This is a genomic window from Mycobacterium sp. 1465703.0 (assembly GCF_001672975.1).
In the GTDB taxonomy this organism is placed as follows: domain Bacteria; phylum Actinomycetota; class Actinomycetes; order Mycobacteriales; family Mycobacteriaceae; genus Mycobacterium.
The window spans coordinates 1-19611 of the sequence record NZ_LZKU01000068.1; the positions used below are offsets into that span (position 1 = coordinate 1).

19 protein-coding genes and 1 pseudogene are annotated in these 19611 nt (G+C 68.1%); 9 read left to right on the forward strand and 11 right to left on the reverse strand.

What is annotated here, in order from left to right; translation table 11 throughout:
• Positions 1-843, forward strand: a pseudogene (locus tag A5625_RS06125) (hypothetical protein); the annotation flags it as partial.
• On the opposite strand, the gene A5625_RS06130 reads toward A5625_RS06125, so the two are convergent.
• On the reverse strand, positions 823-1989 hold the full coding sequence (locus A5625_RS06130) for a glycosyltransferase family 4 protein (protein ID WP_066990227.1): 1167 nt from the start codon (positions 1987-1989) through the stop codon (positions 823-825). The pseudogene A5625_RS06125 and the gene A5625_RS06130 sit on opposite strands and share 21 nt — an antisense overlap.
• Before the next feature lie 65 nt (positions 1990-2054).
• On the opposite strand from A5625_RS06130, the gene A5625_RS06135 reads away from it, so the two are divergent.
• From A5625_RS06135 to A5625_RS06145, 4 genes are all read left to right on the forward strand, one after another.
• Complete coding sequence (locus tag A5625_RS06135; protein ID WP_066990285.1) at positions 2055-2822, forward strand: class I SAM-dependent methyltransferase; 768 nt, start codon at positions 2055-2057, stop codon at positions 2820-2822.
• A 45-nt stretch (positions 2823-2867) separates the two neighbouring features.
• The gene (locus A5625_RS06140) at positions 2868-4337 is read left to right on the forward strand and encodes an aldehyde dehydrogenase (protein WP_066990231.1); all 1470 of its coding nucleotides are present in this window, start codon (positions 2868-2870) and stop codon (positions 4335-4337) included.
• A 293-nt stretch (positions 4338-4630) separates the two neighbouring features.
• The gene (locus tag A5625_RS30440; protein ID WP_255397922.1) at positions 4631-4762 is read left to right on the forward strand and encodes a hypothetical protein; all 132 of its coding nucleotides are present in this window, start codon (positions 4631-4633) and stop codon (positions 4760-4762) included.
• Between the two features lie 89 nt (positions 4763-4851).
• Positions 4852-5439, forward strand: coding sequence for a TetR/AcrR family transcriptional regulator (locus tag A5625_RS06145; RefSeq protein WP_066990234.1), 588 nt, complete (start codon positions 4852-4854; stop codon positions 5437-5439).
• A gap of 5 nt (positions 5440-5444) precedes the next feature.
• Here the strand turns inward: A5625_RS06145 and A5625_RS06150 are convergent, their stop codons facing one another.
• The 6 genes from A5625_RS06150 to A5625_RS06175 form a co-directional block, all read right to left on the reverse strand.
• The gene (locus tag A5625_RS06150; RefSeq protein ID WP_066990237.1) at positions 5445-5741 is read right to left on the reverse strand and encodes a hypothetical protein; all 297 of its coding nucleotides are present in this window, start codon (positions 5739-5741) and stop codon (positions 5445-5447) included.
• A 20-nt stretch (positions 5742-5761) separates the two neighbouring features.
• The gene (locus A5625_RS06155; RefSeq protein ID WP_066990240.1) at positions 5762-7297 is read right to left on the reverse strand and encodes a class I adenylate-forming enzyme family protein; all 1536 of its coding nucleotides are present in this window, start codon (positions 7295-7297) and stop codon (positions 5762-5764) included.
• Between the two features lie 147 nt (positions 7298-7444).
• Positions 7445-8221 carry a crotonase/enoyl-CoA hydratase family protein gene (locus A5625_RS06160; protein ID WP_066990243.1) on the reverse strand — a complete coding sequence of 259 codons (777 nt, stop codon included), beginning with the start codon at positions 8219-8221 and terminating at the stop codon, positions 7445-7447.
• Positions 8222-8354: 133 nt separating this feature from the next.
• Positions 8355-9764: a wax ester/triacylglycerol synthase family O-acyltransferase gene (locus A5625_RS06165; protein WP_066990246.1), complete on the reverse strand. Its 1410-nt coding sequence runs from the start codon at positions 9762-9764 to the stop codon at positions 8355-8357.
• Between the two features lie 44 nt (positions 9765-9808).
• On the reverse strand, positions 9809-11014 hold the full coding sequence (locus tag A5625_RS06170; RefSeq protein WP_066990249.1) for an alpha/beta hydrolase: 1206 nt from the start codon (positions 11012-11014) through the stop codon (positions 9809-9811).
• 168 nt (positions 11015-11182) lie between these two features.
• Complete coding sequence (locus A5625_RS06175; protein ID WP_066990252.1) at positions 11183-11851, reverse strand: SAM-dependent methyltransferase; 669 nt, start codon at positions 11849-11851, stop codon at positions 11183-11185.
• Between the two features lie 367 nt (positions 11852-12218).
• On the opposite strand from A5625_RS06175, the gene A5625_RS06180 reads away from it, so the two are divergent.
• Positions 12219-13118 (forward strand): alpha/beta hydrolase, encoded by a 900-nt coding sequence (locus tag A5625_RS06180; protein ID WP_066990255.1) that lies wholly within the window; start codon positions 12219-12221, stop codon positions 13116-13118.
• Between the two features lie 6 nt (positions 13119-13124).
• On the opposite strand, the gene A5625_RS06185 is transcribed toward A5625_RS06180, so the two are convergent.
• The 3 genes from A5625_RS06185 to A5625_RS06195 are packed head-to-tail and all read right to left on the reverse strand — an operon-like array spanning position 13125 to position 16693.
• A complete protein-coding gene (locus A5625_RS06185) occupies positions 13125-14438 on the reverse strand; it encodes an amidohydrolase family protein (RefSeq protein ID WP_066990258.1) in 1314 nt (437 codons plus the stop codon).
• Positions 14432-15625 (reverse strand): CoA transferase, encoded by a 1194-nt coding sequence (locus tag A5625_RS06190; RefSeq protein ID WP_232003470.1) that lies wholly within the window; start codon positions 15623-15625, stop codon positions 14432-14434. The genes A5625_RS06185 and A5625_RS06190 overlap by 7 nt, the downstream gene beginning before the upstream one ends.
• Before the next feature lie 51 nt (positions 15626-15676).
• Positions 15677-16693: a MaoC family dehydratase gene (locus A5625_RS06195; protein ID WP_066990290.1), complete on the reverse strand. Its 1017-nt coding sequence runs from the start codon at positions 16691-16693 to the stop codon at positions 15677-15679.
• Between the two features lie 42 nt (positions 16694-16735).
• Between A5625_RS06195 and A5625_RS29990 the strand changes: the two genes are divergently transcribed.
• The 3 genes from A5625_RS29990 (at position 16736) to A5625_RS06205 (ending at position 18665) form a co-directional block, all read left to right on the forward strand.
• On the forward strand, positions 16736-16882 hold the full coding sequence (locus A5625_RS29990; protein WP_156747988.1) for a hypothetical protein: 147 nt from the start codon (positions 16736-16738) through the stop codon (positions 16880-16882).
• A gap of 13 nt (positions 16883-16895) precedes the next feature.
• Positions 16896-18047 carry an acyl-CoA dehydrogenase family protein gene (locus A5625_RS06200; protein ID WP_066990261.1) on the forward strand — a complete coding sequence of 384 codons (1152 nt, stop codon included), beginning with the start codon at positions 16896-16898 and terminating at the stop codon, positions 18045-18047.
• 126 nt (positions 18048-18173) lie between these two features.
• A complete protein-coding gene (locus A5625_RS06205; RefSeq protein WP_066990293.1) occupies positions 18174-18665 on the forward strand; it encodes a CD225/dispanin family protein in 492 nt (163 codons plus the stop codon).
• Here the strand turns inward: A5625_RS06205 and A5625_RS06210 are convergent.
• The gene (locus A5625_RS06210) at positions 18650-19609 is read right to left on the reverse strand and encodes an enoyl-CoA hydratase/isomerase family protein (protein WP_066990264.1); all 960 of its coding nucleotides are present in this window, start codon (positions 19607-19609) and stop codon (positions 18650-18652) included. The two genes, A5625_RS06205 and A5625_RS06210, sit on opposite strands and share 16 nt — an antisense overlap.
• Positions 19610-19611: the final 2 nt, after the last annotated feature.

Below are 19611 nucleotides of genomic sequence, written 5' to 3' on the forward strand. Positions count from 1 at the left end.
CCGGTGGCGGTGCCACTGCTGATGCTGGCCATGGTCTCGGTGCTGATCCCGGCGGCGCTGGCCACCGGCCCGGGCGTGGCGCTGCTGAGCACGATCGTCGACACCGTGCCCGGCTTTGGAGTGCTGCGCGACGGGCAGAAGTGGGTCGCGCTGGCGATGCCCGGCTACGCCCTGGCCGGTGCCGGCGCGGTGATGACGGTGAGACGGTGGTTGCGGCCGCCGGTGACCGCGCTGGTCTGTTGCCTGGCGCTGCTGCTGGCGCTGCCCGACCTGGCCTGGGGCGCGTTCGGTCGGGTGTCGCCGGTGCACTATCCGCGCGGCTGGACCGCCGTCGCCGCGGCCATCAACGCCCGGCCGGCGGCCGTCGCGGTGCTGCCCGCCGGGACCATGCGGTTGTTCTCCTGGTCGGGTGTGGCGCCGGTGTTGGACCCGCTGCCCCGCTGGGTGCGTGCCGATGTGCTGACCACCGGCGACTTGGTGATCTCCGGGACCACCATCGCCGGAGAAGGCGCGCACGCCCGAGCCGTGCAGCACCTGCTGCTGTCGGGACCCGACCCCGCGGCGCTGGCCGCGGCCGGGGTGGGCTGGCTGGTGGTCGAATCCGACACCCCCGGCGACCTGGGGGCGGCCGCGCGCACCCTGGGCGCGCTGACCCCGGTCTATCGAGACGACGAGATTGCGCTGTACCGCATCGGCGGGCAGAGCGCCGGGGTGGCCGCCGAGCGCCGGACGGCGACGCTGATCGCCCACCTGGTGTGGCTGGCCATGCTGATCGGCGGTGGCGCCGGCGCGGTAGTCGGCGCGTGGCGGCGCCGCGCCCGCTCAGCCTCGCTTGTCGACTAGGCCGTTGACCGTGCGGCCGGCTTGCACAGCTTCCAGCACGCCACGCATCGCGTCGGCACTTTGCGTCCAGGAGAATTCACCGCTGCGGGTGTGCGCCTTGGCGCCGAGTTGATCGCGCAGCACCGGATCGGCGAGCAATTCTTCGAGCCGATCCACCAGCTCGGTGTGGCTGTCCACCAGAATCCCGGTCACCTCGTCGACGATCGAGTCCGACAGTCCACCCGAGGATCGGTAACCGATGGTCGGCACCTTGTGCTGCGCCGCCTCGACCACGGCCAAGCCCCAGCCCTCCTTGCGCGAGGGCAGCACGTGCACCCAAGCCCCTTGCAGGACATGGTGTTTGGTGACGTCGTCGACGTGACCGTGGAACGTCACCGCCGAACTGATGCCGAGCCGCTGCACCTGCTCGACCAGCCGCTCGCGCCACCAGCCGTCGCCGACGATGTCCAGGTGCAGACCCGGGATCCGGGGCAGCAGCCGCGCGACCGCTTCCAACGCGTCCTCGATCTGCTTGTGCGGCACCAGCCGCGACAGCACGACCACTCGCGGCGTCGCCGACCGCGGGCCCGACAACGACTGCGGCGGCGCCTCGTCGAGCCCGTTGCGGACCACCGCGATCTGGGCACCGTTGACGCCCAGCGTGACCAGGTCGCGCGCGGACGGCAGCGACACCGTCACGTACTGATTGTCCCGGTTCACCCGCGGTGACAGGACCGACTCGACGAACCAGCCGAGCCGGCCGAGCACCGGCCCGGCCACCGGCCACTGTTCGCGATGACAGTGATGCACCAGCACCACCACCCGGCGGCCGTAGATCAGCCGGGCCAGAAAGGGCAGCCCGTTCTGGGTGTCGACCACCACGTCCGGCCGCACTTTGCGCAGCGGTCCCAGCCCGAGCCGGGCCGAAGCCATCGCCAGCAACGCCCACACGTACACCGAATAGCGGCCGCCGGCACGGTTGATCCGCACGCCGTCGACGACCTCGCGGCGCGGCGCACCCGGATAGCGGGCGGTGCGCAGTGTGACGCCGATTCCCGCCGCGGCCAGCTGCGCGCCGATGCGCTGCAGATAGGCTTCGCTGCCGCCGCCCTGCGGGTGCCCGGTATCACGCCAGCACAGCAGCAGGACGGAGCGCAAAGCAGACATCGGTCGCCAGCCTAACCGGCGGTGATGTGCACCGGAGGACGCCGCGCATCCGTAGGGTGTGGCCGGTGGCCGCCACCGACATCTTCGCCCGCCGGGCAACGCTGGCCCGCTCGGTGCGGCTGCTGTCGGAGTTTCGCTACGAGCAGTCGGATCCGGCACGGTTTTACAGCGCCCTGGCCGGCGATACCGCGGCAATGGTGAGCGATCTGTGGCGGGCCACCCACGGCGAATCCCCGGCCGGCCGCACGCTCCTGGACGTCGGCGGCGGCCCGGGCTACTTCGCGACGGCCTTCGCCGATGTCGGTGTCCGCTATATCGGGGTCGAGCCCGACCCCGGCGAGATGCATGCGGCCGGGCCCACCGCTGCCCCGGAGACGGGGACCTTCGTCCGCGCCTCGGGGATGGCGCTGCCCTTCGCCGACGACGCCGTAGACATCTGCTTGTCCTCCAACGTCGCCGAGCACGTGCCGCGGCCCTGGCAACTCGGCGCGGAGATGCTGCGGGTGACCAAGCCCGGGGGGCTGGCCGTGCTGTCCTACACCGTGTGGCTGGGACCCTTCGGCGGCCACGAAATGGGCCTGACCCACTACCTGGGCGGTGCCCGGGCCGCCGCCCGCTACACCCGCAAACACGGCCATCCGGCCAAAAACAACTACGGGTCGTCGTTGTTTGAGGTGTCCGTTGCCGACGGCCTGACCTGGGCGGCCAGCACCGGCGCCGCTCTGGCCGCATTTCCCCGCTACCACCCACGATGGGCGTGGTGGCTGACCTCCGCGCCGCTGCTCCGCGAGTTCTTCGTGAGCAATCTGGTGCTGGTCCTGCAACCCCAATAGTGAAACGTGTTCTCGTTTCAGGTCGGCTTGGGTAGGGTGGCGCGCATGGGCGACATCAAGACTGAATACGACAAGCTTTTCATCGGCGGCAAGTGGACCGAGCCGTCGACCTCTGAGGTGATCGAGGTGCGCTGTCCGGCCACCGGCGAATACTTCGGCAAGACACCGCTGGCGGCAGCGGCAGACGTTGACGCCGCGGTCGCCGCGGCGCGCGCCGCTTTCGACAACGGCCCCTGGCCGGCGACGCCGCCAAAAGAGCGCGCGGCCGTCATCGCCAACGCGGTCAAGCTGATGGAAGAGCGCAAGGAACTGCTGAGCGCGCTGCTGGCCGGGGAGACCGGACAGCCGCCGACCACCATCGAGACGATGCACTGGATGGGCTCGATGGGCGCGATGAACTTCTTCGCCGGCCCGGCCGTCGACCAGGTCAAGTGGCGCGAGATCCGCAACGGCTCCTACGGCCAGACCATCGTGCACCGCGAGCCGATCGGCGTGGTCGGCGCGATCGTCGCCTGGAACGTGCCGCTGTTCCTGGCCGTCAACAAGCTCGGCCCGGCGCTGCTGGCCGGCTGCACCGTGGTGCTCAAGCCGGCCGCCGAAACACCTTTGACCACAAACGCTTTGGCGGAGATCTTCGCCGAGGCCGGCCTGCCCGAGGGAGTGCTGTCGGTGGTGCCCGGCGGTGTCGAGACCGGCCAGGCGCTGACCTCCAACCCCGACGTCGACCTGTTCACCTTCACCGGCAGCTCGGGCGTCGGCAAGGAGATCGGCCGTCGCGCGGCCGAAATGCTCAAGCCGTGCACGCTGGAGCTTGGCGGTAAGTCGGCGGCCATCGTGCTCGAGGACGTCGACCTGGCCTCGGCCATCCCGATGCTGGTGTTCTCCGGGATCATGAACACCGGGCAGGCCTGCGTGGGCCAGACCCGCATCCTGGCGCCCCGATCGCGCTACGACGAAATCGTGGACGCGGTAAGCCAATTCGTGCAGGCACTGCCGGTCGGACCGCCGTCGGACCCGGCCGCCCAGATCGGCTCGCTGATCTCGGAGAAGCAGCGCGCCCGGGTCGAGGGCTACATCGCCAAGGGCATCGAAGAGGGCGCCCGGCTGGTGTGCGGCGGTGGCCGTCCCGAGGGCCTGGACAACGGCTTCTTCGTGCAGCCCACGGTGTTCGCCGACGTCGACAACAAGATGACGATCGCCCAGGAGGAGATCTTCGGGCCGGTGCTGTCCATCATCCCGTTCGACACCGAAGAGGACGCGATCAAGATCGCCAACGACTCGGCCTACGGCCTGGCCGGCAGCGTGTGGACCACCGACATCCCCAAGGGCATCGAGATCTCGGAGAAGATCCGCACCGGCACCTACGCCATCAACTGGTACGCCTTCGACCCGTGCTGCCCGTTCGGCGGCTACAAGAACTCCGGCATCGGCCGGGAGAACGGGCCGGAGGGCGTCGAGCACTTCACGCAGCAGAAGAGCGTGCTGATGCCGATGGGCTACACCGTCGAGAGCTGAGACTCTGCACGTCCGAACGTGCACTCGTGGCGAGACCTGCGGTTTCTCGCCGTGAGTGCACGTTCGGCTTTTGGCGGCCGGGGGCGCGTCGGCCGGTAAACGCCCAGTTCTAGCGGCTATGCAATAAGGCATAATTTCCGGGCTGACCGACTGCCGCATATGCGGCTCACGCGAGCGTTCCGCGCCGCTTCATGCGGCGTGCGTCACACTTTGGCTGAGAAATTGCTTAATTTACGGATGTCTTATATGGTCCATAGCATAATCATGGGCCGCACACAGGCCGGGAGAACACCATGTGGATCATTGAGCTCAACGTCGCCGGCTACCAATTCACCCGCGAGATGCCGGACTTGCGGCACCGCACATTTCGCTTCAGCCCACGCCACATGCACTGGCCGGCGTTGCGGCACTCGCACGCTGCATGACGCGGATCGCTTAAGGTACGTCAGTGCCGACTATCGGTGAGGCCGCGCCAGAGCAAGCGCCGGCGAAACGCGGGGGTACCCGAACGAAAATGCTCGCCAGCGCCGCTGAGGTAATGCGCGAGCGCGGAGCGGCAGGCGTCACGATCGACGCGGTGCTGGCCCGCAGCGGCGCCCCGCGGGGTTCGGTTTACTACCACTTTCCCGACGGCCGCAACCAGATTCTGACCGAAGCACTGCGCTACTCCGGTGACTCCATTACCGCCATGATCGACGACGCCGCCGGGCGAGGCGCCCGGGTGCTGTTGCAGGAGTTCGTCGAGTTCTGGGAGCGGCTGCTCACCGAGGGCGGCTTCAGCGCCGGCTGCCCGGTGGTGGCGGCGGCGATCGGCTGTTCGGACGACGACGGGCCCAAGCTCTCCGCCGAGGCCGGCGCCATCCTGGGTCGCTGGTGCACCGCGCTCACCCGCGCGTTCGTCAACGACGGCTTCGACGACGCCGACGCCGCGTCACTGGCCGTGACGTCGATTGCCGCGCTGGAGGGTGGCGTCCTGCTCTCCCGGTCGACCCGCAGCGTGGCCCCGCTACACCAGGTCGGTGAGCAACTTGAATTCCTGATCAAGGCAAAGGAATTCGTCGCCCGGAACAAGATTCCGGGCAACCAGGGCAGCTCCCGGTAATCCGCTCAGTCGCTGGCGGGTAGCGGCTTGACCTCTTTGAGGCTCAGGGCGGCCTGCCCGATGCTCAAGCTCCCAGCGCCCGGCTTGGTCACCAGCACCTCGGCGCCGGTCTCGTCGACGTAGCGCTTCCCCATCACCGTGCCGTCGGCAAACGCCGGGTCCAGTTCGCCGGACCGGTCGGCCCCGACCGGCACCATCGGCACACCGCCACAGCGCAAGTCATCGAGGCTGTCGGCACTTCTGACGACGATCACCTGGGTGTCACATACCTGGCTGGCGAGACGAGTTCCGTTCTTGATCATTGATTTCCGTCCTTGATCGCTTACTGCTGAGCCGGTGCGGCGCGCAATCCGGTGAGGGTCTGGATGATCTCCCGCCGCAACACCTTGCCGGTGGCGGTGGTGGGCAGCTCGTCGCGAAACACTACCTCGTCGGGAGTACGTGATCCGCGCAAGCTTTTGCGGACGAATTCGCGCAGTTCTTCGGGGTCGGGGTCCACCCCCGCCGCCGGCACGACCACCGCAACGATCGCCTGGCCCCACTGCGGATCCTCGACACCGACCACGGCTACGTCGCGCACGTGCGGGTGCTCCACCAAGACTTCTTCCAGTTCGGCGGGTGCGATGTTCTCGCCGCCGCGGATGATGGTGTCGTCGCTGCGCCCGCCGATGAACAGGTAGCCCTCGTCGTCGAGCATGGCGATGTCCTTGGTGGGAAACCAGCCGTTTTCGTCGAGTATCGAGCCGATGCCGGTATAGCGGCCGGACACCTGCTCGCCGCGCACGAACAGCTCGCCGGTTTGGCCCGGCGGCAGCACGTTGCCGGCCTCGTCGCGGATCTGCAGCTCGATGCCCGCCACCGCCTTGCCGACCGAGCCCAGCCGCCGCGCCCAGCTGCCCTTATCGGGCCCCTCCGCGGTCTGCGCCGCGCGATGGTCGTCGGGCGTCAGCACCGCGATCGTCGAGCTGGTTTCGGTCAGACCGTAGGCGTTGACGAAACCCACGTTGGGCAGCAACTCGAGTGCCCGGCGGACCAGCGGCAAGCCGACCTTCGACCCGCCGTAGGCCAGGTTGCGCAGCGAGGGCAGCTCGATGGCCGCCCCGTCGCCGTTCTCCAGCACGGTGACGATGCGGTCCAGCATGGTAGGCACCACCGTCGCGGTGGTCACGTTCTCGGCGTTGATCAGCCGAACCCATTCCTGCGCATCGAAATTCGGCAGGTACACCATCTTGCGCCCGGCATACAGATTCGACAGCGCGGCGCTGACCCCGGCGATGTGATACGGCGGCACGCAGATCAGGGCGGCGTCGGTGTCGGCGGCCGATCCGAATTCCACTGTGCCGGTGACGTAACTGGTCAGGTTGTTGTGCGACAGTTCGACGGCCTTGGGCTGCGAGGTGGTGCCCGAGGTGAACAGCACGATCGCGACGGAGTCCGGGTCGGGAAACGCGAGACCATCAGTGGCCGGCTCGGCGGTGCGCGCGGCCTCCAGGAAGTCGTCGGACACCATCACGCGGTCGGACACGTCCCCGATCGCGTCGCGGTAGCGGCTGTCAACGATCACCAACGGCTCGGGCAGCCTCTCGATCAGGGCCTGGATGCCCTCTGCGGAGAGCCGGTAGTTGATCGGTGTGAAGGCCATCCCGGCCCGCGCTGCGGCGAAGATCAGCACCGGCAGCATCGCCCCGCCGGTACCCACATACGCGACGTGTTTGGCATTCGACGCGGCGATCACCCCGGCGCCGCCGTCGGCGAGATCGCTGAGCTGTTGCGTCGTCAGCCGCAAGTCGCCGGACACCACCGCGGTGCGCTCGGCGTCGCCCGACGCGGCCATCTCGAGCAGCAGCGAAATGCTCATCCTCGATCTTTCTCCGGTCTCAACGCGTTACAAAGCTGACCAAAAGTGTCATGCCCGACTGTAGTTTAGATCACGCAACTATCTCCCAGCCCAGCACCGTCAGCCCGGCGCATCGACGGAGCGTGCCGCCTCGTGGCTAGCCGAGTATCAGGTGCCCGTCCACTTGGGCGGGCGCTTTTCCGCGAAGGCGATGGCGCCTTCCTTGGCGTCGTTGGAGGAAAACACCGGAGCCAGCAGCTTGTTCTGCTCGGCGAACATGGTCTCGGGGCTCCAGCCGCGCGACTCGACGATGATCCGCTTGGTGGCCGCCACTGCCAGCGGCCCATTGGCCGCGATCTTCTCGGCCAGCGCGATGGCGGCGTCCAGCGCGCCACCGGGGTCGGCCAGCACGTTGACCATCCCCAGCGCGTGCGCGCGCTCGGCGGTCAGGTTTTCACCGGTGAGTGCGAGTTCCATCGCGATTGCGGACGGGATGCGTTGCGGTAACCGCAGCAGGCCGCCGCCGCCGGCGACCAGACCCCGCTTGACTTCCGGAATGCCGAACGCCGAGTCCTTCGAAGCCACGATCAGGTCGGTGGCCAGGGCCAGTTCGGTCCCGCCGGCCAGCGCGTAGCCCTCGACCGCCGCGATCAGCGGCTTGTCCGGGGGACGCTCGGTGAATCCCATGCCGCGGCCCTCGACGATGGGCAGTTCACCCCGCGCAAAGGCCTTCAGGTCCATGCCCGCGCAGAACGACCCTCCGGCGCCGGTCAGGATGCCCACGGAAAGGCCGGTATCGCCGTCGAGCCGGTCAACGGCTTCGGCCAGGCCGTTCGCCACTGCGGAGTTGACTGCGTTCTTGGCCTTGGGCCGGTTGATCGTGATGATCAGGATCCGATCCCGTTGCTCGACCAGAACTTCGGGCTCGTTGGCCTCTTCGCTCACGGTGCTCCCTCTTCATTTCCCAGGCGTATCGGCGGCTGCTGACGGACCGATGGTAACCGTCGGCGGAAACGGCGTTAGCGTCCCCCGAGATTCGGCTTACCGCCGCTGGTGATCAACGAGGGATCCACACCGGTCACGCCGGCGCCATCGCGGTCTCGATGACCGTCAGCTCGGTGGAAAGCCCTGCAGCCCTGCGTATTTCGATGAAGTCGTTGGTCATGGCGTCGGTCACCTCGTGCGGGTCCTTGAGGGTGGACCCGTCGGAGAGCACCGAGATGTTGAGCTGGTCGACATAACTCCACACGGTGATGTTGAGGCCACTGCCGGCGGTCAACGGGCCCACCGAATAAATCTCGGTGACCAGCGCCCCGCCCACCCGGCCGCGTTCCCGCGGCCCGGGAACATTCGAGATGTTCAGGTTGAGCAGCTTGTTGTGCCCGTCGCGGCCGGACGCCCACCGGAAGAAGGCCTGGGTAGGACCGGGCGGCATGTAGGCCGCCCAGCGGCTGACCAGCTCCGGTCCCATCAGCTGGTTGCTTTCCTTGGCGGCCATAGCGTTCTCGTGGGTGCACCGCACCCGCTCCAGCGGATCGTCGGAATCGGTCGGCAGGCCCACCAGCACGCCGGTGAAGCGATTGCCGGAGATCCGCTCGGGGGAGAAGTCGAAGCTCATCGGTACCGAGGCCAGCAGGGGTTCGGCCTTGCCGTCGTACCGCAACAGCAGGGTGCGCAGCGCCCCGGTCGCCATGGCCAGCACCATGTCGTTGATCGTCGCGCCAAGCCGCTTGCCGGTCTCCTTGACGTCGGCCAGCGCCAGAGTGGCGGTGGCGAACCGCCGTTCCGGGGTGATCTTGTGGTTCATGAAAGTCGGCGGCGGTTCGAAGGGCCGCGTCAGTTCCGGCGAGAATTTGCGCGAGCTGCGGCGCACCCGGCCCAACCCCTGCGCGGTGTAGCGGATGGTGTGCGGCAGCCGCCCGACATGGCGCACGTGATCGGCGAGCGCCGACGTCATGAGCTGCCGCGTGGTGGGAGCCGGATCGCAGACGTACGGTTTGCCTTCCGGACCCGGCTGCAAGTCCATGCCCCGAGCCAACAGATTCGCCGAGGCGACCCCGTCGGCCAGTGCGTGGTGAATCTTGCCGACGACCGCAATCCTGTTGTTGGCCAAGCCTTCCACGAAGTACATCTCCCACAGCGGGCGGCTGCGATCGAGTGGCGTGCTGGCCATTTGACCGATGGCCTCGTCGAGTTCGCGGCGGCCGCCCGGCGGCGGTAACCGCCATGGACGAATGTGGTAGCTGAGGTCGACGTCGCAGTTCTCCCGCCACATCGGGTGGTGCAAGTTGAACGGGACCTCGACGAGCTGATAGCAGAACGGATCGAGCTTATTCAGCCGCCCGGCGATGACTTCGCGGAACGCGTCGACGGTCAGCGAACGCCGATCGGCATCCAGTTCGATGACGGCGGCTTTGATGGTGTGCATGTGCACGTTCGGCGCTTCGCTGTACAGCAGTACCGAGTCCCACCCGCTAAGCCTTTTCACCCCTGCCCCTTACCCATAAAGGGACCATACTCAGCGTTGGCGGTTCAGATAACCTCTTTTGCTCCGACACGTGTCTTGGCGCGGTAAACCTGGTTCAGGAACAGCGAAGAGACGTGCGCTGCGGCGCCGGCACGCTCGCCGTCGATGAGGTCATACCCGTGGCCGGCGCCGGGCAGTTCCAGGTAGCCGACCATCGAATGCGACACCGCCCGCAACCGCTCGACAAAGCTGCGCGCCTGCTCCACCGGGATGACGGTGTCTTTGCTGCCGTGGATTACCAGGAATGGCGGCGCGTTGCGGTGCACCCGGGCAATGGGAGAGGCATCGCGGAAAATTTCGGGACGCCGGGCGATCGACCTCTTCACCACCACTCGCTCCAGGAATTCGACGAATCGCTCGCGCTCCGGGGTCGAGCGGTCCTGCCAGTCGTAGCGGCCGTAGATCCCGACGACGGCGTCCACCGAGGTGTCCGCCCCCTCGGGCAGCTTCGACTGGAACTGCGGGTCGTCGGGCGTCAGCCCGGCCAGCGCGCACAGATGGCCGCCGGCCGAACAACCCGCTATCGCAACGAAATTGCGGTCACCGCCGAACTTGTCGACATTGGCACGCGCCCATGCGATGGCGGTTTTGACGTCGACGATGTGGCGGGGCCAGCGGTGGTGCGGGGAGACCCGGTAGTTGACCGCCAGGCACACCCACCCCTGCTCGGCGAGCCGTGACATGAGTGCCGATCCCTGGCCCATGCACTTGCCGTGCACCCAGGCGCCGCCGGGTAGGAAGATCAGCACCGGCGCGGGTTGTGCGGGGAGGTCTTTGCGGCGCCAGACGTCGAGCACCTGTGCGGGGTCATCGCCGTAGTGCACGGCGCGGCGGTGGAGGTAGCGGCGCTGCCGCAGGCTGTCCCAGATGGGCGGCGTCTTTACGGCGACCGGCCAATCCGCTTCGAGATCGGCGGCCGACACAACGCCGCGCAACGCGGCGAGGGACACCTGCTGCGTGCTCTCCCGGTCCCGGCGCCGAACGTCGTTGATGCCCGGTGTGAACCAGTCCTTGGTGGCCGCGGATATCGCCTCGGGGGCATGCCGTGCCCCCCACACACCCATGGCGGTCAACCCGCCCAGCGGCTCGAGGTGCTTCCCAACCACCGGCAGCGAAGCTCCGACGGCGCTCAATGCCAGCGCATAGTCACCGGGACGGGCCCGCAGCAACCATTTCGCGCAATGTGTCAGGCCCGGACCATTCGCCGCCATGGATGGGACTGTACCCCTCTCGGCCTTTCGCAAACCGACCTTTTGGCAGAACCGGCAAGCCTGGTGAAATCGGTTTGCCCGACCCACTCGCCGACCGCGCTACCCGCGCTGTTTGACCGGTATTTGACGGTTCGCTGTGCGCGCTGAATTTTGCTGTGAGCGACACGCTTACCCGGCCACCAAGTCAGCGATCACCCGGCCGCCGACCAGGTGGACGCCGGTCAGCGTCAGGCCCACCTGTGCGGCCAGCGCGGCAGCGCTGTCCACTCCGACCGAGGCCCAGCGAAACCAGGGCCCGACCTCGCCCGCCGCCTCCAGACGGACCCACCGTGAACAGATACCGATCGCCTCAGCATCGAATTCGACGACACAACGGCCGCCGAGGGCCAGCAACTCGAAGGCGCGCCCGAGAATTCGCAGCGGGTCCCCACCAAGGCCGACGTTGCCGTCCACCAACAAAACGGTCTGCCACAGACCCGTGCCCGGCAACGGCTCGAACACGTCGCCTAGCAAGGCCGGCGCACCGCCGCGTCCCGCCAGCTGGATCGCGGTCGCGGACCGGTCGATGCCGAGTGCGGGGATACCCCGCTGAATCAGCCTGGCCACCAACCGGCCTGGCCCGCATCCCAATTCGATCGTCGGCCCGGCGCACATCTGCGTGACGGCTTCGTCGAAGACTTTGTCGAAGGCGTCACCAGATCCATCACCGGGACTGATGTCGTCGGGACATCGCACTCCCAACCAGCGGTGAGCTGGCAGCGGCCGCAGTTCGCCGTCGTCATGACGGATCCAACATCGCTCGCCGCCGAGCGCCCGATCGTAGAGTTGCCCAAGCATTTCACGTCCCTCGCGTCCCGGCCGATCGGGCGGCGCGCCGACGTGTGTCCCTGGGTGGGACGGGTGACGACGTACCGGCAAACCCCAACAAGCTGACGGCAGGCACGTGCGCCAGCATGTGCACCGATACCCCGATCGCGGCTCGGCTAATCCAGTTGTCGTTCCCCGGACTTGTCTGCGGCTACGTTTCAGCCGCCGGGCTGGTTCATTCAACGGCGATACCCGGAGTTACCGCTGGCACCGGCGAAGAGCCGATGCGCCCTGAATGCTCTTACCGGCATGGCTTTTCGCCCGCCACGTCCTCTCGGGCCCCCATCCACCAACACTGGGTCGTCCCGCGGTTTTCCGCGTCGGTGATGCTGAACCGGTGACGAACAATGAAGTTCATCCTGAGCTGCAGCGATTTGCCCGCATCGCGCCCCGCCGGCTCGTCGTCCCCCGGACCTTGGCGCTGATACGGACGGGGGTGGCCTGGCGTGAGCGCCTCAGCAAGCCCGTCGCCGGCGTCGAGGCGATCACGCTCGATTCGGGCGCCGGGGTTCGGCTGTTCCAGCCCACCGGCTCGGCAGAAACAACGCCCGCGCTGCTATGGATCCACGGCGGCGGATACGTGATCGGCACCGCCCAGCAGGACGACCGGCTGTGCCGCGGATTCAGCAGGCGGCTGGGCATCACCGTCGCATCGGTGGAGTACCGCCTGGCGCCCGAACATCCCTACCCCGCGCCACTGGAAGACTGCTATTCGGTGTTGACCTGGCTGGCCGGGCTGCCGTCGGTGGACCGGTACCGCATCGCCATCGGCGGAGCCAGTGCCGGCGGCGGCCTCGCAGCGGCCCTGGCGCTGCTGGCCCGCGACCGCGCCGAGCTGAGCCCGGCATTCCAATTGCTGACCTATCCCATGCTCGACGACCGCAGTTCGGCCACCGCGCCCAGGCCGCACTACCGGCTATGGGACAACCGCAGCAACAGGTTCGGCTGGACGGCATACCTGGGCGACGCGGATCCTCAGGTCGCTGTGCCCGGGCGCCGCGACGACCTGAGCGGACTGCCGCCGGCCTGGATCGGCGTGGGCACGCATGACCTGTTCCACGACGAAGACCTGGCCTACGCCGAGCGCCTGCAGGCCGCCGGGGTGCCGTGCCAGGTCCAAACCATCCCGGGCGCCTTCCACGGCTTCGACCTGGTGTTGCCGAAAGCTCAAGTGTCGCGGCGCTTTTTCGACAGCCAGTGCGACAGCTTGCGCGCCGCGCTCACCCCGGCCGCATGACACCACTCACATCGCGAAGTACACCAGCTCACCGCCGATGACGGTGGCCGCCACCAAGCCGGCGTCCAGGGTGGCAAGCGCCGTCGCCGGCGGCTCGTTCAGCACACACAAGTCTCCCGGCTGCCCGATTTCCACGGTGCGCAATCTGCCCGGCTGATCCGCCCGGCCCAGAAACATCGCCAAAGCCGCTCGCGCCGTGACACATTCGTCCGGACCCAGGACCGCGCCCTGGGGGGTGGTCCGGTGTACCGCGGCACGCATTGCCGTCCAAGGATCGCCGTGGCCGAACGGCATGTCGGTGGACAGCGCGACCGGCACCCGCGCGTAGCGCAGCGACGCGACCCGCCAAAGCTCATCGTGTTCGGCGGCGGGGACCTCGGCGAGGTACTGGTCGCCGCGCTCGGCGACGAAGTTGGGCTGCGTCACCACCGTGACCCCCAGCTCGGCGAGGTCGGCCAGGGTGTCGTCGGGCACCACAGCGGCGTGTTCGATGCGGTCTTGGGGATGGCCGCCGGCCGCGCGCAGGGCGGCGATGGTCACCACCAGCTGGGCCGCGGTCACGCAGTGCACGGCCACCGGTTGCCCGCTGTCGTGTTGGCGGGCAACCCATTCGGTGAGCGCATCAAGATCCAGGCGATCGTCGTGCAGGATTTTTTTGCCCGGTGACAGGAAACTCAAGCGTGGCCGGAACTCGCCGCTCCGCTGTGCTGCCGTCAGCGACTCCATGTCGTCGGCACCGAGATCGGGGGTGGCGTCGGTGACACCGGTGATCCCGGTCGCGGTGATCCGGCGGCTCAGTTCGGCCAGGTCGGTTTCGCGCCGCTGCAGCGCCAGCGACCACCCGCCATCGGCGCTGCGCAGTCGCCCGTCAGGATGTTCGGTCAGGCCGACTCGACCCAGCGCCTCGGAATTGAGGATCCACAGCGCTCCGCTGCGGTGCTGGATGCGCACCGGAATGTGGGGGACGATGGCGTCAAGGGCGCCCCGATCGAGTTCGCCCGCAACCGAATCGTGATAGCCCACAGCGCGAATCCAGCCGTCGGGCCCCGGAGTGGCGTTCGCCAACAACTGGGTGAGCTGCCCTTCGGTGCTGACGCCGGGCGGCCCGACGAGAAACGAATCCAGCGCCGAGGCCGCCGAGCGCAGGTGCACGTGGTGGTCGTGCAATCCGGGCAACACGGTTCCGCCGCCCGCGTACAGCACGCCCTCCCCCGGTCTGGCCACCAGGCCCTGGCCCGGTGGGGCCATTTCCTCGATCAGCGCACCCACCCGGATATCTGCGGTGGTACCGTCCAGCAACGTCGCCCGCTGAATCAGCATGCCGGACACCGCCTTTGGTCGACCAGGTGACGCACCGCATCGTTGTCGGCGCCCAGCGCGGACGCCGGAGGCGATGCCGGCGGCGGCTGCGGCGCCGACACCGGCGCCGGCGATTCCGACGTTTCGACCGGTAGCGCCGCGTAGGTCGCGGCGACCGCGGCCATGGATATCCGGATCAACTCGCCGCCGCCGCGGCTCAGGGATTCGGCCACCGCTAGGGTCGCTTCCAGCCCGGTCAGCGGATCGGCGATGGCGTCACCGCAGAACACCGGTCCGTCGACGCTGCTGCCGACCAGACTACCGGCCACCGCGGTGTCATCCCCGAATCCCGGTCTGCGGCCGTCAGACCCGGTGATTTGCAACCAGATTCGGCCCGCGCGCGGTGGGATGTCCTCCGGCCCGAGCCCCCGGCGGGCCAGTGCCGCCGGGCGCGACCCTTCGATGACGATGTCGCTGACCGCCAGCAGTTCACGCAGTTCATCGGCTTGGCTATCGAAATCGAGTGTATGGCAGAGCTTTTCGCTGTTGATCCAGTCGAAGAACGACGGGTTCCCGGCCCGGGTGCCGTCCGGGCGGCGCGGGCTTTCCACCTTGACGACGGTCGCCCCGGCGCGTGCCAGCAACTGCCCGCACAGCGGACCCGCCCACATCGAGGACAGATCGGCCACCAGTAGACCGCGCGGCGAACGCGGCGCCGCCGGCGACCCGAGATGACGCGTCCGCGGCGGCTCCGCGGTGGCCTCGCCCATACCCGCCACCGGAATATCGAGCAGTCCGGCCCGTTCGATGATCTCCGACACCTGACGTGTTGCCGCCCAGCGGTGTAGCACCGGCCAGGGGTCGGCCGCGACGGCGTCGACGTGCAGTAGCGCCGGAATGGCGTCGAGGTCGTCGGCACGCGAGAGGGTGAGCGCGCAGAAGCCGTCGGCGGCGGCCAACAGATGAGTGCCGCCGCCGGGTGACACCCGCCCCTGGCGGGTCAGCCCCAGCAACGCGGCCCGCCCGGCCAGCAGGCTCACCGCATCGACGTCGATACCCAGTCGACCGGCGACGGCAGCGCCCACCTGCTGCGCGCGGGCCAGCACGTTGGCGCGGGAGAAGTCGGCGGGCCCGTCGGGCAGCCCGGTCAGGTAGGCCAGCCCGCTACTCCCCCACTCTTTGACCTGCTGGGACAACGCCGAACTCACGCTCCCATTGTGCGCGTGGCGCGAAGCGACGTTGCGGCCGGCAAACCCGGCTCAGAACTGCAGCGCGTGAAACCGCCAGTCCAGCACCGGACGGTCCGGCTCGCTCGCGGCGTCGCTGGCCGCGTACACCAGCGACCGAAGCCCCAGCACACCCCCGTGCTCGGTGGGCTCGGCCGACTCGATGTGCAGTTCGCTGTACAGCGTGTCGCCCTCGTGCACCGGGCCGCTGTGATCGCAGGACTGCCAGTCCAGCACCGTCACCAAATTGGGCAGCAGCCTGCTCGCCTGCGCGAAGGCCAGCCCGATGGTGTGCCCGCCGTACACCAGCCGGCGCCCGCCTACCCGTGAATCATGATGTGTGGCAGCGATGTTCAGGGTCAGCCGGGCGAGTTCGGGAGCGCTGCTGACCACGTCGGCGGTGCTGTGCAACACCGAACCCGCCACGCCGCGATCGAAATGCGGGCCGGGCACCTTGTCCCGGAATACCTCACCTTTCCATTGCGCGCACGGATCGTGAGCCGGGCCGGGCACGTCGGCGCCGATGGCGGACAGATCGTCGTGTGGAGCGTCCCCGGGCGTGAAATCCGGGCTGGCGGGCAACATCCCGCACCGGTAGAAGTCGAGCACCAACTGGTCGGCCTGGTCGATGGTGATCATCCGCAATGCCGCCAGGCCCGTCGGAGCCCGGCCTGGCTTGGGCGAATTCGCCCGCAGCCCAACCACTTCGGTGCGAGTGTAAAGGGAATCGCCGATGACCGGGAATCGGTGAAACACCAGGCCGCGATAAAACAGGTTGGCTTTGACCCGCTGGGTCACCAGCGTCGATTGCCCGATTGCCACATCGCATACCAGGCTCGGATGGGCGAGCGGCGCGGGCAGGCCCGTCACCGCCCCACATAGACCGGCATCCAGCGCCAGACGGAGCCGGTCGCCCACGATCGCCTGGTGAGCGCCCGCCAACCCGGACGACAGCGTCATCGACGGCGCCCAGTCGAACACCTGGCCCACCGCGAGGTCGTCGAAGTACGGTCCGCCCTCGCGAACCCCCGCATACCCGTCATCAGTCACAACGCCCCATGCTGGCAGGCTGTTGAATCGAGGGTCAACTTCGTGGCGATCGCGAGCGCGGCGAAGCGGGTCGTCACCACCAACTTCGTGGCGATCGCGAGCGCGGCGAAGCCGGGTGAAGCGGGTCGTCACCACCAACGTCGTGGCGATCGCGAGCGCGGCCGAGCCGGGCGCCACCATCAAAGCTAAAGGGTGAGCAAGAGTGAATGACGAAGAAGAGATGCTGGTCGCCACGGTGCGCGCATTCATCGACCGCGACGTCAAACCGAGCGTTCGCGAGGCCGAGCACGCCAACACCTACCCCGAGGCGTGGATCGAGCAGATGAAGCGGATCGGTATCTACGGTCTGGCGGTCCCGGAGGAATACGGCGGGTCGCCGGTGTCCATGCCGTGCTACGTGCGGGTCACTGAGGAACTGGCGCGCGGCTGGATGAGCCTGGCCGGCGCGATGGGCGGGCACACCGTGGTCGCCAAGCTGCTGACGCTGTTCGGCACCGGAGACCAGAAGCGGACGTACCTGCCGCGGATGGCCAGCGGCGAGGTGCGTGCCACCATGGCGCTGACCGAGCCCGGCGGCGGCTCCGATCTGCAGAACATGACGACCACCGCGGTGCCCGCTGCCGACACGCCGGACGGCCTGGTGATCAACGGATCCAAGACCTGGATCAGCAACGCCCGCCGTTCGGGGCTGATCGCCCTGCTGTGCAAAACCGACCCGGACGCCAAGCCGCGCCACAAGGGCATCTCGATCGTCCTCGTCGAGCACGGGCCAGGTCTGACGGTCTCGCGGGATCTGCCGAAGTTGGGTTATAAGGGCGTGGAGTCCTGCGAATTATCCTTCGACAACTTCCGGGTGCCTCGGTCGGCGATACTGGGTGACGTTGCGGGCGAGGGCTTTTCACAGATGATGAAGGGCCTCGAGACGGGGCGCATCCAGGTGGCCGCGCGAGCGCTCGGTGTTGCCACCGCCGCACTCGACGATGCGCTGGCCTACGCCCAGCAGCGAGAGAGCTTCGGCCAGCCGATCTGGCAGCATCAGTCGATCGGTAACTATCTGGCCGACATGGCGACTAAACTCACCGCGGCCCGCCAGCTCACCCGGTACGCCGCCGAGCGATACGACAGCGGCGAACGCTGCGACATGGAAGCCGGGATGGCCAAACTGTTCGCCTCCGAAGTCGCGATGGAGATCGCCCTGAACGCGGTGCGAATCCACGGCGGCTACGGCTATTCCACCGAATACGATGTCGAACGCTACTTCCGGGACGCGCCGCTGATGATCGTCGGTGAGGGCACCAATGAGATCCAACGCAATGTGATTGCCCGGCAACTGGTGACGCGAGGCGGGATCTGAACCGGCTCAGCAATCGCACGTCCAGGCGGCGAAGTGGGAGTATATTTACCTGACTTCTTCGGCCAGCAAATCGGCTTGGAAGTAAAGCAGTTCGCCGCCGAGGCAACCAAGCGAAAGGCAGCCGCCATGAGCAATCCTCCCGTGCCGCCCGGAGGTTCGCCAGAATGGCCGGGTCAGCAACCGGAATGGGAAGGCCAGCAACCAGAATGGCAGGGCCAGCAACCCGCGGGCTGGCACGGCCAGCATCCGCCGGGGTGGCAGGCCCAGCAGCCCCCCGGGTGGCAGGGCCAACCGGTACCAGCGGGATGGCAGGCGTCCCAAGCGGGATGGCAGGAACCCGAAAACTATCTGGTCTGGGCGATCCTGTGCACGGTGCTGTGCTGCTTGCCGTTCGGGATCGTGTCGATAGTCCACTCCAACAAGGTCTCCGGGCTGTGGGCTCAGGGACGCTACGCCGAGGCTTACGAGGCCTCCAACAGCGCCAAGAAGTGGGCCATCATCGGCGCGGTGGTGGGTGCCGTCGCCGCGGTGATCGGCGTCGTGTTGTGGTTCGCGATCTTCGCGGCGATCGTGTCGTCCATCCCGTCCACGACCACCACAACCTATCCGGGCTTCTGAGCCGACCTTTCGTCCACCAACCCCCAGGCCAACGCGGTATCGGTGTGAACGGTGTGGCCTGACAACACCAGATAGGCTGTGCGCCAACGGCCTATCCGGCGCGTGATGCTGACGGTGCCACCGGCGCCGGGAATCAGTCCCAAGGCCAATTCGGGCAGCCCGAACACCGGATCGTCACAGGCGGTGACCCAACCGCAGAACGCCGCCATCTCCAGTCCGCTGCCCAGCACCCGGCCGTGCACCTCGGCTCGGCATGCCCGGCCCAACCGGGCCGTCAGCGCGTCGAGGGCCAGGGCGGGACTGTAACGGGTACGGGCCAGGTGCGCACTCGCCGGGTCGGCGAAAGTGCCGAATTCGGCCAGGTCCCCGCCGCTGCAAAACGATGGGCCGTTGCCGCTCAACACAATGCCGGTGACCGAGGTGTCCAGTTGCGCGACGGCCAGCGCCTCGAGCAGCGCCGCGCGCGCGTCGGTGGAGAACGCGTTATGCCGCTGCGGCCGGTTGAACGCGATCCGCAGCGTGTCACCGTCGCGGTACGCCCGCACCGGGTCGGCGATTTCGGGCATCCGGACCGGGCCGCGCTCGCGTAACCACTCGGCGAACTCCGGGCCGGCCTGCAGGGTCGAGTACGCCAGCGACTCGGTCACCACACCGGACAGCGTCGGGCCGAAGGGATCCACCGCACGCAACACGTCGTCACAGATCTCGCTGGCGTGCGTCCACCGCTGGCAGCGTGCGGTCAACTCGTCAAGGTTTGCCGACACCGACTCGACCGTCACCACCCGGCGGTCAGCGCAGGCATCCTCGGTAAGGGTGAAAGTTGCTGCGTCGAGCCAGGATCCGGCACGGGCGATGTCGGCGGCCGAGCCGACGCCGACGGTCACACCCGGTGGCGACGCCGGGCCGTCCTGCGGCGCGCTCGACAGGTCGACCACCCGGAGCATCG

Excerpts from the sequence above, each read along its gene's own strand:
- A5625_RS06130 (WP_066990227.1), bottom strand. The coding sequence starts at position 1,989 with ATGTCTGCTTTGCGCTCCGTCCTGCTGCTGTGCTGGCGTGATACCGGG.
- A5625_RS06140 (WP_066990231.1), top strand. The coding sequence starts at position 2,868 with ATGGGCGACATCAAGACTGAATACGACAAGCTTTTCATCGGCGGCAAG.
- A5625_RS30440 (WP_255397922.1), top strand. The coding sequence starts at position 4,631 with ATGTGGATCATTGAGCTCAACGTCGCCGGCTACCAATTCACCCGCGAG.
- A5625_RS06145 (WP_066990234.1), top strand. The coding sequence starts at position 4,852 with ATGCTCGCCAGCGCCGCTGAGGTAATGCGCGAGCGCGGAGCGGCAGGC.
- A5625_RS06150 (WP_066990237.1), bottom strand. The coding sequence starts at position 5,741 with ATGATCAAGAACGGAACTCGTCTCGCCAGCCAGGTATGTGACACCCAG.
- A5625_RS06155 (WP_066990240.1), bottom strand. The coding sequence starts at position 7,297 with ATGAGCATTTCGCTGCTGCTCGAGATGGCCGCGTCGGGCGACGCCGAG.
- A5625_RS06170 (WP_066990249.1), bottom strand. The coding sequence starts at position 11,014 with ATGGCGGCGAATGGTCCGGGCCTGACACATTGCGCGAAATGGTTGCTG.
- A5625_RS06175 (WP_066990252.1), bottom strand. The coding sequence starts at position 11,851 with ATGCTTGGGCAACTCTACGATCGGGCGCTCGGCGGCGAGCGATGTTGG.
- A5625_RS06185 (WP_066990258.1), bottom strand. The coding sequence starts at position 14,438 with ATGCTGATTCAGCGGGCGACGTTGCTGGACGGTACCACCGCAGATATC.
- A5625_RS06205 (WP_066990293.1), top strand. The coding sequence starts at position 18,174 with ATGAGCAATCCTCCCGTGCCGCCCGGAGGTTCGCCAGAATGGCCGGGT.
- A5625_RS06210 (WP_066990264.1), bottom strand. The coding sequence starts at position 19,609 with ATGCTCCGGGTGGTCGACCTGTCGAGCGCGCCGCAGGACGGCCCGGCG.